Below are 13,257 nucleotides of genomic sequence, written 5' to 3'. Positions count from 1 at the left end.
AAAAGTGGAACTGGCAACTTTCAATCCATTTGGCCAAGATCATAAGGATCTCTACCGTACGCTGGATTGGGCGCGCGCCCATCAGCCGATCTTCTTCTCCGAGGCGCTTAACGCCTGGTGCATTACTCGATATGACGACGTGCGAGAAATCGCCGGAGACCCCCAGCGATTCTCGTCGGAATCTGCCATCATTCGACCAACTGGCCTCCCGCCGGAAGCAGCGAAAATCGTAGACTTCATCTGGGACAACTTGCCGATCACCCTCACGGACGCGCCGGAACACCGGTTCGTCCGACGCGTCGCTCACGCTGGTTTCGGAGCCCGAGCCACCAGGCAGTACGAGGACGGTGTTCGCGCCATCATCCAGAATGAGGTGGACGCCCGAGCGATCGCCAGCGAATTCGACGTCGCGGAATTCGCTCACACCATCGCCCTCAGATCGGTGCTCCACGTCATGGGAATCGACCCCAAAACAACGGGAAAATGGTCAGGATGGCTGGCCGACATCCATAGCATCATGTTCGGCTCCCACACTCACACTCCAGATCAACTGGCAGCCAGCGGAAACCGCTGTGCACCGGCTATCGACTATCTGATCGACCTCGCAGACCGCCGAATCGCGTCCCCGCAGAATGATCTCGCGAGCGCCTGGGGTGCGGTTACCATCGACGGGCGAAAGCTTAGCCGATCACAATTGGCCAACCTTCTCTTCTCATTCATCGTCGCAGGATGGGAATCAACAGCAGACGCCCTCTCTAATATCGTTCACACACTGCTGCACACAGGGGTTTGGAATGACCTTGCCGCTGGGCGGCTCGACTCCGAGGCAGCAGTTCAGGAAGGGTTGCGATTCGACAGCTCAGTCATCGGAACTTTTCGAACCGTCGTCCACAAAGGCACTGAATTTCGTGGAATCAACTTTCAGCAGGCAGACCTCATGCTCCTGCTTTACTGTTCCGCCAACCGCGACGAAGCCCATTACAAGGCTCCCCAGACATACGATCCATACTGCCCCAGAAGCCAGACGGCGGCGATGGCCTTCGGCTACGGAATCCACAACTGCGCCGGGGCGCCCCTCGCAAAGATGGAACTCAATTTCGCAATCGAGCTCCTCGTCCAGCGTTTCCCAAACCTGGAACTCGCCAGTCATCTACCTCCTGCCCCACGACAGCTGAGCATCTTCAAAGGCCCACAATCACTCCACGTCAAGACCAACCTGCCGGGACCAGCTAACTGATCGGGTGTTGACCCGGATGTCGGGCACCAGAGACACTTGGATCTTGACGGTCCGGGTGGATACGGAGTCCGCACAGATGGCCATGAAGCACTATCCCGCCGAGTTAAAAACGGACGGGGTCGGGTTGCACAATCGAATGGCATTGTCGCACGAGGAAGCCTCCCGGCCCCCGGGTGCCCGGACCCAAACGAACACCCGGCTCCAGCTGCCCGGTAGCCCGGCCCGACGCCATCACCGCGCATGGGGCCGGCGAACCCGGCCCCCTCTACGCACACCTGCGAACCCATCACCCCGTGCACCACGACCGCCAGCTCGACGTCTGGGTCGTCTCCCGCCACCAGGACATCGACACCGTCCTGCGTGACACCACCGGCACTTTCTCCGTGGCCCTCGGATACGTCCCCCCTGCACGCGGTCCGCCCGAAGGCGCAGGCCGTGCTCGTCAGCCGGTGTGCCACGCGTCCGCTGGGTCGCCTACCGGCCGCGCATCGGCTTCCAACGTGAAGTTCCGCCCGCCCTCTGTGCGTCGACGGGCAGAGGGCGGGCGGGGTGCGCTGGGCCGGCCCGATGGGGACGTTCTGGCCGGATCGCGTTCATCGCGCGGCGGAAACGCGCGTGATGGGGCAGGTCAAGGGAGGAGAGGACCGGTACGGCGCCGCTCCGCGCCAGCAGTTCACCGCAGAGTTCGGGCCTCCTTACTCCATTACCCAGATGCGTGTACTAGGCACTGGTCCCCAGATCTGGTCCCCAGATCCGGGGTCGCCGGCCATCGTCGTGGCTTCACCCCCGCGCACAGGCTCCGCAGCCAAGGTCTCGCGTGAAGAAGCCACGGTTCCGTTCTCTCATCATGGGCCGGGATCATGGTTGGCGGACCGCTGCCAGGCGTGGAAAGCAGCGATGGCTGTCGGCAGGGTCGGGTAAATGCGGTTCGCCCCGACCGCCGCCGTGAGGCCGTAGGCATCGAGGGATTCGCGAAGTTCCTGCTTGACACGGGCGAGGGCGAACACGACGTCCCTCTCTACGAGTTCGGCGCGCAGGGCCTCGACGGCGTCAAGGGCGGTGATATCGACCTCGACGTTGGCCTCGGTGTTCAGGACGAACCAGTCGACCGGTCCGTCCTGCACATCGACAGCCGCCATTGCGCGGCGGCGGAAATCCTCGGCGTTCGCGAAGAACAGCGGAGAGTCATAGCGGTAGATGAGCAGGCCCGGGACGGTGCGGGCAGTCGGGTAGTCGTCGACGTCGTGCATGCCCGCCAGGCCCGGAACGATCCCCAGGACGGCATCGTGTGGACGAGCAACCCTTGCAAGCAGATCGATTACCGAGAGGGCCACCGCGACCAGGACGCCGTACAAGATGCCCAGGGCGAGGACGCCGAGGGTGCAGCCGATGGCCAGGAGTAGTTCGCGGCGTCGGAAGGCTGCCAGCCTGCGGAACTCGCTCACCTCGACCAGGCGTACGGCGGCGTAGACGACGATGGCGCCGAGGGCGGCGGCGGGGGTGTGTGTGAGCAGCGGGCCGAGGAAGAGGAGGACGGCGGCCACGCAGGCGGCGCCGGCGAGGGAGTACACCTGGGTACGGGCTCCCGAGGAGTCCGCGAGGGCGGTGCGGCTGGCACTGCTGCTGACCGGGAAGCCGTGCAGGACTCCGGCGCCGAGGTTCGCCGCGCCGAGGGCCAGCAGCTCGCGGTTGGCGTCCAGGCGGTGCGGGTCGTCGTGCCGGGCGAAGGCGCGCGCGGTCAGGACGACATCGGTGTAGCCGACCAGCAGAACGCCGAGAGCCGGGAGCACCAGGTCGGCGAGGTCGGTCAGCCGGGGCAGGGCGAAACCCGGCAAGCCGGACGGCACCGCGCCGATGACGTCGATCCCCTGGTCCTCGTCCAGTGCGAAGACCGTCACTACCGCCGTGGCGAGAAGGAGGACAACGAGCGGTCCGGGCAGAGCGCGCCACAGCAGCGGCAGGGCGAACAGCAGGAGCAGGCAGCCCGCGGCCATGACGGTCGTGGGCCGGTGCAGGTCGCCGATGTGGCGGAGAAACGAGAAGAGCTGGGGGAAGAACCCCGATCCGCTGCCGCTGGTCCCGGTGAGGCGGGGCAGCTGATCCACGATCATGATGAAGGCGACACCGGCCAGGTAGCCAACGAGCACGGGCCTGGAGAGAAGGTCGGCCAGGAAGCCGAGCCGGATGGCCCACGCGACCAAACAGAGCAGGCCGACGACGAGGGCCAGGGCTGCCGCAAGCGCCGCGTAGCGCGTGGGGTCGCCGGCCGCGAGTGGCCCGACGGCCACGGCGGTCATGAGGGCGGTGGTCGACTCCGGTCCGACGGACAGCAGGCGCGAGGTGCCGCTCAGGGCGTAGAGGACCATGGCCGGCAGGACGGCCCACAGGCCTACGACCGGAGGCAGACCTGCCACGCCCGCGTAGGCCATGACCTGGGGGACCAGGTAGGCGGCGACCGTGATTCCGGCCAGGACGTCGCCCCGTAGCCAGCTCGTCCGGTAGCCACGGAAGGCGGGCGGAATCGCGGTGATCCGTCCGTGCTTCGGCATGGCACCTCCGGGACTCCATGCGGGCCTGTGCCTCACCATGGTGCCGGGCGGAGGGCTGCGAGGAGGTGAAGCGCGCGTGGGCCGACCTCTACGGGCTGCTCTCACGCAGGCGGAAGCCGGTGATCAGGTCGGGCCTGATCCGGATGGCGCCCGATGCGGTGCCCTCGACCCACGGGTGCAGGAGGTGCGCGTAGCGCTCGATCTCGCTGGGGGCGGTGACTGCGGTGGCGTAGCCGGTGGCGACCACGCTCCAGCCCAGGTGCGCGCCTTGATCGATGACGTCGGCTTCGTACGCGACGACTACGCCCGCATCTGCCTGAGCCGCGAGCAAGGCTCCCAGCGTCGAGCCGTCCTGGACCCGGACGATGATGTCGCCTGCGTCGAGAAGGTGGTTGACGGGGCGCACCGCGGGCAGCGCGTTACGGGTGAACACGATCCGGCCCAGCGGAACGGTGCCCAGCAGCTCCAACGCCTCGTCAGCGCTGAGCTCTTCCATCTGCCGTCCCTGCATGCTGACGGGGGGCGAGCTGGTGGTCGTAATGGCCGGGTCGCTCTTCATCGTGGGCATCCTCGGTCAAGCGGGCGGGACGCCGGTGCCCTTGCCCGCTGTTGGCTTCTCAAAGGGGCGTGGGCCCAGGGCCGTGGCTTCGCAGCACCGCGAGCCGCCGGGTGTACTCCTCCTCGTCGATCTCGCCTCTGGCGAATCGTTCCGCGAGAAGCCTTTCGGCCCCGCTGTCGGAGGCTGAGTAAGGCGCGGGTGCAGTCCGCCCGTCCGCACCATCTCGCCTGAGGGCGCGGACCACGAGGACGGTCGCCGCGACGATCAGGGTCCAGAAGATCAGCGTGGTGAGGGACATGGCGAACCATCCCCAGGCCCCCATGCCATGGCCATTCCAGTACATCGCGCACCTGCCAGGTGGACGGGTCGACGGCCGCGAGCCGGCCATCTGCTGCCAGGATCTCCGGCTGCGCCATGCCCGGCATGGGCCGGTCGGCCCATAGACGGGACCAGAGGGCCCATGCCCGGGACCGGCGGGAACGCCAAGACTGAAGACGGACTCGAACAGGAGGCCGTTCATGAGCACCCCTTCACCCGCTCGTCTCTCCGAGGCGCTGCCCGCCGACTGCCGCTCCCGTCTGATGGAACTGGCCCGAGAGGTCAACTTCGTCGAGGGGGCCCATCTCTTTCGCGAGGGTGGCCACGCCGATCGGTTCTGGATCGTCCGGTCCGGAACCGTGACCTTGGACGTCCATGTGCCCGGGCGGCGCGCCGCCGTCATCGAGAGCCTCGGCGCCGGCCAGCTGGTCGGCTGCTCGTGGCTCTTCAAGCCGTACTCCTGGCGTCTGGGTGCGGAGGCGATGACGCCCGTCCGTGCGTACGAGTTCGACGCGGCACGCGTACGGGCGCTGATGGACACTGACGCCGCCTTCGGCTCTGCCCTGGGCCACTGGGTCGGGCAGGTCCTCGCCAACCGGCTGCAGGCCGCCCGCGTGCGCCTTCTCGACCTGTACGCGCCCTATGGCAGCGGCAGCTTCCTCTGATCGTCCGTACGCCGAAGGAGCCGGTCATGCCCGCATCCCGCTACACCGTCAGTGACGTCATGACGCACACCGCCGTCGCCATCGGCCGCGAGGCTTCCTACAAGGAGATCGTCGAGCTGATGCACCAGTGGAAGGTCAGCGCCGTCCCCGTCCTGGAAGGCGAGGGCCGGGTCGTCGGCGTCGTCTCCGAGGCGGACCTGCTGCCGAAGGAGGAGTTCCGGCGTACGGACCCCGCGCTGCCCGAGCAGTTGGAGGACGCGTCGAAGGCCGGCGCGGTGCTGGCCGAGGAACTCATGTCGAGCCCGGCGATCACCGTGCACCCCGACGCGCCCGTCGCCGAAGCTGCAAGGATCATGGCGCGCAAGCACGTCAAGCGCCTGCCCGTGGTGAACGCGCTCGGGATGTTGGAAGGTGTGGTCAGCCGCAGTGACCTCTTGAAGGTGTTCCTGCGGCCGGACGAGGATCTCGAGGAGGAGATCCGCCAGAGCGTGCTCACCGAACTGGCCCCCAGCCTGACCTTGGACTTCGCCGTAAAAGACGGCGTCGTCACTCTGCACGGCCCGCTGCGGGACCGGGCCCTGGTCCCCCTGCTCGCACGGGCGATCCGCGCGGTTGAGGGTGTAGTGGACGTCCGGATGGAGCTGGAAAGCACCATCGCTGCCTAACGAGCCGTCTCGTCGGCCACGGGTGCATTGCGCCTCTTCCTGAGACAATTCGGAGGGAAACGCACAGCACGGACCGAGCCAGGGGCGATCATGTCCGAGGATCCGAACACGTCCGCCGGGGCACCTATCAAGGTGTTCCTCCTCGATGACCACGAGGTGGTCCGGCGCGGGCTGCGGGACCTCTTGGACGCAGAGCCGGACATCACGGTCGTAGGCGAAGCCGGCACGGCCGAGCAGGCGCTCGCCCGCGGGCCGGCGCTCCGTCCGGACGTCGCCGTACTCGACGTGCGGCTACCCGACGGCGACGGCATTACCGTCTGCCGCGAGCTGCGCTCGCGCATGCCGGGCCTGGCCTGTCTGATGCTGACCTCGTTCGACGACGAGGACGCCCTCTTGGACGCGATCATGGCAGGGGCTTCCGGCTACGTCCTGAAGCAGATCAAGGGCTCCGATCTGGTCTCGGCCGTACGCACGGTCGCCACCGGCCAGTCCATGCTGGACCCTGCGACCACCGCCCGCCTGATGCACTCCCTGCGCGACCCCGAGTCGGCGAAGCCACCGGAGGACGCCCGCCTGGCGGCTCTGTCCGAACGGGAGCGGGCCGTCCTGGAGCTCATCGGCGAGGGCCTCACCAACCGGCAGATCGCCAAACAGCTCTACCTGTCGGAGAAGACGGTCAAGAACCACATCTCACGGCTCCTGGGCAAGCTCGGAGTGGAGCGGCGGGTCCAGGCAGCCGTGATCGCCGCCCAAGTGCACGAGCACGACGCCGGGAAGTAGCAGGAACATCGACGACGGTCAGCGTGGTGGCGGGACCAGAGGTACCTGCCACTCCAGGCGAGTGCCCCGCTCCCCGTCGCCCCGCGCCGTAACCTCCATCTGGCCGCTGAGCCTTTCGGCACGCTCTGCCAGGTTCCGCAGTCCGCTGCGCCGACCGCCCGCAGGCAGGCCGACGCCGTTATCGGTCACGGTGACCGTCAGGTTCCCGTCGGCCGCGACGATCGAGACCTCGGCCCGCGTGGCCTCGGCATGGCGGGCGACATTGGTCAGAGCCTCCCCGACCACGGCGAGGGCCTCGTCCGCGACGGCCGACGGTACGTCCGTGTCGATCAGCCCCTCCACCCGCAGGGCGGGGGCGAATCCGAGGGTCCCCGAGGCCTCATCCAGGGCTTGGGCCAGGCGGGAGCGCATCTTGGACGCCCCACCGGGGGCCTCGTGCTCGCGGAGTCCGAAGATGGTCGATCGGATGATCTTGATGGTGGCGTCGAGGTCGTCCACGGCGCGCGCGAGGCGTTCGGACGCCTGGGGGTGGTCGACGAAGCGCTGGGCGCTCTGGAGGGTCATGCCGGTGGCGAAGAGTCGCTGGATGGCCAGGTCGTGCAGGTCACGGGCGATGCGGTCGTGGTCCTCCAGCATGCTCATCTGCTCGGTGTCGCGGCGCCTGTCGGCAAGCTCCAACGCGAGGGCAGCCTGGCCCGCGAACCCCGGAAGAGCGGCGACCTCCGTAGTGGCGAATACGGGGCGACCCTGCCGCCGGGCGAGCATCAGGACACCACTGAGCTTTTCCTTGGTGCCGACAGTGACGGCCACGGCCGGGCCGAAGCCCGCCCACCGCTCGGGTTGTACCGTGACGCGCTCGTCGGTCGCCACGTCGGGGACGGTAATGAGGCCGTTGCGGGCCAGGGCGGCCTCGGCGAGAGTGCCCTGAGTACTGGGCAGGACGATCCCGCGGTGCGCCTCGGCTCCCTCCCCGAAGGCGAGCGAGCCTCGCAGTTCACCGCCGGAGCCGAGCAGGTAGAAGACGCCCATGTCCGCGCCGGTGATGTCCTTGGCCCGCTCCAGCATGCCCTCGAGGACTTCCTCCTCGGGCGCTCCGGAAAGCAGGGCGCTGGTGATGTCGGAGCTGGCCTCCAGCCAGCGCTCCCGCAGCCGGACCTCCTCGAAGAGCCGGGCATTTTCGATGGCGATGCCGGCCGCGACGGCGAGGGTGGACAGGACCGCCTCGTCCTCGGCGTCGAACTCGGCGCCGCCGCGCTTCTCGGTCAGATAGAGGTTCCCGAAGACCTCCTCGCGAATGCGGATCGGGACGCCGAGGAAGGAATGCATCGGCGGGTGGTGGTCCGGGAACCCGTACGAAGCTGGATGCTCGGACAACTCCGACAGCCGCAGCGGCTCGGGATGGCGGATCAGCTCACCCAGGATGCCGTGGCCGGACGGCAGGTCTCCGATCTGTGCGCGGAGGTCGTCGCTGATGCCGACGGGTAGGAACTCGGCCAGTTTCTTGTCGTTCCCGATGACTCCGAGGGCCCCGTATTCGGCGTCCACGAGCACCACGGCGGCCTCGACGATCCCGCGCAGCACCTGCGGCAGGTCAAGCTCCCGGCCCACGGACATGACTGCCTCGAGCAGACCATTCAGCCGGTCCCGCGTGCCTCTGACCTCGTCGATCCGTACCTGCAGCTCATCCAGCAGTTCGTCGAGCCGCAGTCGAGGAACACCGCTCCGGGTGGGCTGTTCCCCTGCACTCATGCCCACCTCCGGCCGGAAGTGATGGCGATATGGCCATCACTTCCACGGTATCTCCGGCCGGAGGACGCGGCCCTCCCACTCAGCGGGAGGCCATTGCCCCGTTCGGCCTTCCCTCGTGCCGCGGCGTACCGGATTCGTCGTGCAGATGCCGGACGTGGGCGTCCGGGCCGGGGAAGAATACGCTGGTACGGCCGGTGTCGGACCAGCGGACGTCGTACGGAGGGGTGCCGTCCTCATGGTGCAGGGCGATGACTTCTCCGTCCCGGCCCGGCGTTCCGACCGTGGGGCCGCCCACGACGATCTGGTCGCCCACCTCGGCGTGGACCCCGTGCTCGTGGGCAAGCGGATTCGCGTTCATGATCATGCCTTTCTGTGGAATGCGCCTCGCAGGAGCCGGGCGGCGACGAATGCCGCGAGCGCTGCCGCGGTGGCGAGCCCTGTGCCGGCCCAGCCCACCGGCTGGGTGTCCAGCAGCGACCGCAGAGCGGGAACGTGCAGGGCAGCCATCGCAAGGAGGGCGGAGGCCACCACGGAGGCGGGGAGGAAGAGGTTCTGGGTGGTGAGCAGCCGGGCCCGCAGGCCCAGGGCCACGCCCAGCTGGGCGCCGAGCAGAGACAGGAAGAGCACGCTCTGCCAGGGCAAGCCATGGGTGCGCGCGGCGATGCCGGCGATCAGGCTGAACGCTGTCACGGCCGCGGCGAGGACGAGCAGGCGTTGCCACACGCCTGCGGCCAGGATGTGCTGTCCGGGCGGGCGGGGCGGGCGCCGCATGGCCTCTGGTGCGGCCGGTTCGGCGCCCATGGCCACACCGGTCAGGCCGTGGGTGAGGAGGTTGATCCACAGGATCTGCCCCGCCCGAAGAGGGAGGGCGAGGCCGAGCAGGGGGCCTGCCAGCATCACGAGGATCTCGGCGGTTCCGCCGGCCATGGCGTAGACGAGGAAGCGTCGGATGTTGTCGTAGACGCGGCGGCCTTCCTCGACGGCCGTGACCAAGGTGGAGAGCTCGTCGTCCGTGAGGACGAGGTCGGCGGCCTGGCGGGCCACCTCGGTGCCGCGGGCGCCCATGGCGACGCCGATGTCGGCCTGGTGGAGGGCGGGGCCGTCGTTGACGCCGTCCCCGGTCATGGCGGTCACGGCGCCGTGGGCACGCCAGGCGTGGATGATGTCCAGTTTCTGCTGTGGATCGGTCCGGGCGAAGACGCGGACCGCGGTCAGGTCGGTGTCCGGTGCTGCGGCCAGCTCGGGTCCGGTGACGACCGCATCGGCGGGACCGTCGTCGACGAGGCCGATGCGTACGGCTATGGCGTGGGCGGTCGCGGGGTGGTCGCCGGTGATCATGATCGGGGTGATGCCGGCGGCGCGGCAGGCTGCCAAGGTGGCCGCGGCTGCCGCTTTCGGCGGATCGCTGATGGCGATCAGGCCGAGAAGGCTCAGTCCGTGCTCCGCCTCGGCGGCGGGCCGGCTCCACTGGAGCCGTTCGGCGCCTGCCACGGCCAGGACCCGGAATCCGTGCGCGGCCAGCTCGGCGGCCCGTCGGCGCGCCTGTTCCAGGACCTGGGGCGGCTCGGCGAGCACCGTGGGCGCCAGGACGGCCTCGGGTGCCCCCTTGAGGCAGACCAGGACGTTGCCGTCGGGCAGGTGGTGGAGGGTGGCCATTCGTTTGCGCAGGCTGTCGAACGGTGCTTCTCCGATCCGGGGGCAGGCCCGGTGGAGCTCGGCGTGGCTCGGGCAGCCGGCCTTGGCGGCGGCCGCCAGCAGTGCGGCTTCCATGGGATCGCCCACGGCCGTCCACCCGTCGGAACCGCTCTGGGGCGGTTTCAGGCTCGCGTCGTTGCACAGGGCTGCCGTGGTGAGCAGCTCCTGGAGAGGGCGGAGTTGCTCGGGTGTCAGGGAGCGTCCGGCGCGGGTCAGGGCTCCGTGGGGTTCGTATCCACTGCCGGACACGTCCACGTTTCCCGACGGCGTCCACACGTGCTGGACGACCATGCGGCCCTCGGTGAGCGTGCCGGTCTTGTCCGTGGCCAGCACGCTCACCGAGCCCAGCGTTTCGACCGCCGGCAGGCGTCGGATCAGGGCGCCCCGGGCCGCCATGCGGCGGGCTCCGAGGGCGAGGGCGAGGGTGACCACGGCGGGCAGGGACTCGGGCACCGCGGCGACGGCCAGGCTGATGGCGGTGACCGCCATCGTGCTCACTCCGAGGCCGCGTACGAGGCCCAGGGCGAAGAAGAGCACGCACAGGGCGAGGGTGGCGGCGGCCAGGACGCGGCCGAGGGAGGCGAGGCGGCGCTGGAGCGGGGTCGGCCCGTGGTCCCCGTCGAGGAGGGCTGCGATCCGGCCGAGGGCGCTGGCGGATCCTGTGGCCGTGGCGGTCGCGACACCCCGACCGCGCACCACGACGGTGCCGGCGCTGACCGTGTCGCGCGCGGTCTTGGCGACGGGTTCCGATTCGCCGGTGAGCATCGACTCGTCAATCAGGAGGGCTGACGCCTCCGTGAGATCGGCGTCCGCGGCAACGATGTCCCCCTCGCCCAGCAGCAGGCTGTCACCCGGCACCACGAGCGCTGCCGACACCTCGTGGGCCGCGCCGTCACGCCGTACCCGGGCGTGCGGGGCCGAAAGAGCGGAGAGCGCGGCGACCGCGCGGTCCGCCCGGACCTCCTGGGCCACTCCCACGGTCGTGTTGAAGACGACCACCAGCCCGATGACGACGGCGTCCGGGTGGTCGCCGATCGCGATGGTCAGGAGTGCGGCACCGAGCAGCACCATGATCAGCGGATCACGTAGCTGCGCCAGCACCCGACGGTGGAGGGGTGTGGGCGGCGGAGGTGCCACCTCGTTGCGCCCGTAGCGGGCCAGTCGGCGTTCGGCCTCGGCCCGCGTCAGCCCCGCCGGGGGCGAGGAGCCGACGGACGACGTTTCGATCGCGCGGCTGGTCATGGCCGGTTCATCCGGTGGGGATGGTGATCACCGGGCAGTGTGCGCGGTGCAGGAGGCCGTGGACGACGGATCCGATCCGCATGCCGGTGTAGCCACCGCGGCCGCGGCGGCCCACGACGACGGCCAGGGCGTGCTCGGCGGCCCGGGCCAGTTCCTCGACGGGGTGGCCGGTGAGGACCTCGTGCGTCACATGCACATCCGGGTACTTCTCGGACAGGCCGGCGGTGGCCTCGGAGAGCAGGGTGCGCTGGGCGTGCAGCGCCACCTCCTCGTCGTCCAGCATGATCAGCGGCGGCTGCCACACGCAGACGACCCGCAGCGCCGCCCCTCGAAGGTCGGCCTCGTCGAAGGCGAAGGTCAGCGCGGCCGTGGCGGACGCGCTGCCGTCGATACCGGCGACGACATAGGGCGGCTGCTGGCTGATGTGCTCGGCGTCGCCCACGACGACGACCGGGCAACGGGCCTGGGCGGTGACGGGGACCACGAGGGAGCCGGCGCTGAAGAACTCGGCGGTGCGGCTCAGGTGCCGGGAACCGAGGACGATCATGCGGGCTTCTCGCGCCGCGCCGCCCAGGACGGGGGCGGGGAAGCCGCTCAGCAGGTCACCGGTGACAGCCACCTCGGGGTGGCGGTCACGTACCAAGTTGCACGCTTGTTCGAGACGGTCGGATCCGGCCTGCCACAGGGCCGTCTGGCGGGGGGTGTCGTCGACGTGCTGGGTGTCGTGCTGGGGCGGCACGGCGAGCACCAGGCGCATCGGGAGCCGACGCCGTTGCGCCTCGTCGGCGGCCCAGGCCAGGGCGAGGTGCCAGTCCCTGTCCGGGTCGATGCCCACGACGATGTCACGGCTTGCTGACGGGTGGCTGGTCATGACTGGCTCCCGAAGTCGCTGCCGGTCCGAGGAATGAGGAGGACGGGGCAGTGGGCGTGGTGCAGCAGACTGTGTGTGGCCTTGCCCAGGTTGGGGGCGAGTCCGAGGGGCCCGGGCACCCGGCGGCCGCCCACTACGAGCAGGTCGGCGTGGCGGGACGCCTCGACCAGGACGCCGGCCACGGAGATGCTCTTCTCCGCATCGGCCTGTACCTCAAGGTCGGGGAACTCACTGCGGATCACGTCCGTGACGGCCCGCAGGGTCTCTGCGTGCCCGCCGGCGATCTCGTCGACGCCGTCGAGCATGGTGACCACCTCACCGACGGACTGGAGCACGTTCCACACATGCAGCAGTCGCAGGGAGGCCTTGTGCAGCTCGGCTTCCCGGGCTGCGTACCGGGCGATCAGGAGGTCGTGTTCGTCGCGGACCGCGGCGAGGACCGTTCCGGTCTCCTCGGTCCCGTCGATGCCTCGGACGACGATGACGGGTGTCATGGCGATGGCCGCGGTGCCCAGCCCTACCGAGCCGAGCATGAGGGAGTTGAACCCGCCCAGGCCGCGGTTGCCCACCACGACCGTGCCGTGGAGTCCTCCGGCCCGGTGCAGGGTGTCGACGGCGCCGGCGCGGCTGAATTCGGTGGTCACGGTCAGCCCGGGGTACTCGGCCGACACGGCCTTCGCCGTGTCGTCCAGGAGCGCCCGGCCGTTGACGCGGACCCGTTCGATGGTCTCCGCCGACAGGTACAAGGCCCTGCCGTCGGTGTCGGAGCCGTAGACGATGTGCAGGGGACGGTCACGGCGTACGGCCTCCTTGGCCGCCCACAAAGCAGCGACGCGTGCCGACTCCGAGCCGTCCACGCCGACCGTGACCGAGCTGGTGTCCGGGGTGCGGAAGGTGCTTTCCACGATTCCTCCCAACCGAGAAGCC

General features: G+C 69.3%; 12 protein-coding genes. 4 read left to right on the top strand and 8 right to left on the bottom strand.

Going from position 1 to position 13,257, the window contains the following annotated elements:
- Positions 1 to 4 precede the first annotated feature (4 nt).
- Positions 5 to 1,237 carry a cytochrome P450 gene (locus OOK34_RS34150; RefSeq protein ID WP_267038048.1) on the top strand — a complete coding sequence of 411 codons (1,233 nt, stop codon included), beginning with the start codon at positions 5 to 7 and terminating at the stop codon, positions 1,235 to 1,237.
- 845 nt (positions 1,238 to 2,082) lie between these two features.
- Here OOK34_RS34150 and OOK34_RS34145 read toward each other — a convergent pair.
- From OOK34_RS34145 to OOK34_RS34135, 3 genes are all read right to left on the bottom strand, one after another.
- Complete coding sequence (locus OOK34_RS34145) at positions 2,083 to 3,786, bottom strand: SulP family inorganic anion transporter (RefSeq protein WP_267038047.1); 1,704 nt, start codon at positions 3,784 to 3,786, stop codon at positions 2,083 to 2,085.
- A gap of 88 nt (positions 3,787 to 3,874) precedes the next feature.
- Entirely contained in the window at positions 3,875 to 4,345 is a 471-nt protein-coding gene (locus tag OOK34_RS34140; RefSeq protein ID WP_267038046.1) for a pyridoxamine 5'-phosphate oxidase family protein, read from the bottom strand.
- A 58-nt stretch (positions 4,346 to 4,403) separates the two neighbouring features.
- Entirely contained in the window at positions 4,404 to 4,643 is a 240-nt protein-coding gene (locus tag OOK34_RS34135; RefSeq protein ID WP_267010973.1) for an SHOCT domain-containing protein, read from the bottom strand.
- Positions 4,644 to 4,863: 220 nt separating this feature from the next.
- Between OOK34_RS34135 and OOK34_RS34130 the strand changes: the two genes are divergently transcribed.
- From OOK34_RS34130 to OOK34_RS34120, 3 genes are all read left to right on the top strand, one after another.
- Complete coding sequence (locus tag OOK34_RS34130) at positions 4,864 to 5,328, top strand: Crp/Fnr family transcriptional regulator (protein WP_267038045.1); 465 nt, start codon at positions 4,864 to 4,866, stop codon at positions 5,326 to 5,328.
- A gap of 26 nt (positions 5,329 to 5,354) precedes the next feature.
- Positions 5,355 to 5,993, top strand: a complete 639-nt coding sequence (locus OOK34_RS34125) for a CBS domain-containing protein (protein WP_267038044.1) — start codon at positions 5,355 to 5,357, stop codon at positions 5,991 to 5,993.
- Between the two features lie 90 nt (positions 5,994 to 6,083).
- Complete coding sequence (locus tag OOK34_RS34120; protein WP_267038043.1) at positions 6,084 to 6,773, top strand: response regulator transcription factor; 690 nt, start codon at positions 6,084 to 6,086, stop codon at positions 6,771 to 6,773.
- Positions 6,774 to 6,791: 18 nt separating this feature from the next.
- Here the strand turns inward: OOK34_RS34120 and OOK34_RS34115 are convergent, their stop codons facing one another.
- From OOK34_RS34115 to OOK34_RS34095, 5 genes are all read right to left on the bottom strand, one after another.
- Positions 6,792 to 8,522: a GAF domain-containing sensor histidine kinase gene (locus OOK34_RS34115; protein WP_267038042.1), complete on the bottom strand. Its 1,731-nt coding sequence runs from the start codon at positions 8,520 to 8,522 to the stop codon at positions 6,792 to 6,794.
- Between the two features lie 79 nt (positions 8,523 to 8,601).
- On the bottom strand, positions 8,602 to 8,880 hold the full coding sequence (locus OOK34_RS34110) for a DUF1918 domain-containing protein (protein ID WP_267038041.1): 279 nt from the start codon (positions 8,878 to 8,880) through the stop codon (positions 8,602 to 8,604).
- A gap of 2 nt (positions 8,881 to 8,882) precedes the next feature.
- Positions 8,883 to 11,459, bottom strand: coding sequence for a cation-transporting P-type ATPase (locus OOK34_RS34105; protein WP_267038040.1), 2,577 nt, complete (start codon positions 11,457 to 11,459; stop codon positions 8,883 to 8,885).
- A 7-nt stretch (positions 11,460 to 11,466) separates the two neighbouring features.
- Positions 11,467 to 12,330, bottom strand: coding sequence for a universal stress protein (locus tag OOK34_RS34100; RefSeq protein WP_267038039.1), 864 nt, complete (start codon positions 12,328 to 12,330; stop codon positions 11,467 to 11,469).
- Positions 12,327 to 13,235, bottom strand: coding sequence for a universal stress protein (locus OOK34_RS34095; protein ID WP_267038038.1), 909 nt, complete (start codon positions 13,233 to 13,235; stop codon positions 12,327 to 12,329). Before OOK34_RS34095 ends, OOK34_RS34100 begins: the two co-directional genes overlap by 4 nt.
- Between the last annotated feature and the right edge of the window lie 22 nt (positions 13,236 to 13,257).

Origin of the sequence: Streptomyces sp. NBC_00091 (assembly GCF_026343185.1) — a bacterium.
GTDB lineage: Bacteria > Actinomycetota > Actinomycetes > Streptomycetales > Streptomycetaceae > Streptomyces.
The sequence above is the reverse complement of the archived record's forward strand: the minus strand, read 5'-3'. Positions and strand labels throughout refer to the sequence as shown.

Coding starts and splice junctions, on each gene's coding strand:
- OOK34_RS34130 (WP_267038045.1), top strand. CDS start 4,864: ATGAGCACCCCTTCACCCGCTCGTCTCTCCGAGGCGCTGCCCGCCGAC.
- OOK34_RS34140 (WP_267038046.1), bottom strand. CDS start 4,345: ATGAAGAGCGACCCGGCCATTACGACCACCAGCTCGCCCCCCGTCAGC.
- OOK34_RS34125 (WP_267038044.1), top strand. CDS start 5,355: ATGCCCGCATCCCGCTACACCGTCAGTGACGTCATGACGCACACCGCC.
- OOK34_RS34145 (WP_267038047.1), bottom strand. CDS start 3,786: ATGCCGAAGCACGGACGGATCACCGCGATTCCGCCCGCCTTCCGTGGC.
- OOK34_RS34120 (WP_267038043.1), top strand. CDS start 6,084: ATGTCCGAGGATCCGAACACGTCCGCCGGGGCACCTATCAAGGTGTTC.
- OOK34_RS34100 (WP_267038039.1), bottom strand. CDS start 12,330: ATGACCAGCCACCCGTCAGCAAGCCGTGACATCGTCGTGGGCATCGAC.
- OOK34_RS34105 (WP_267038040.1), bottom strand. CDS start 11,459: ATGACCAGCCGCGCGATCGAAACGTCGTCCGTCGGCTCCTCGCCCCCG.
- OOK34_RS34135 (WP_267010973.1), bottom strand. CDS start 4,643: ATGTCCCTCACCACGCTGATCTTCTGGACCCTGATCGTCGCGGCGACC.
- OOK34_RS34110 (WP_267038041.1), bottom strand. CDS start 8,880: ATGAACGCGAATCCGCTTGCCCACGAGCACGGGGTCCACGCCGAGGTG.
- OOK34_RS34115 (WP_267038042.1), bottom strand. CDS start 8,522: ATGAGTGCAGGGGAACAGCCCACCCGGAGCGGTGTTCCTCGACTGCGG.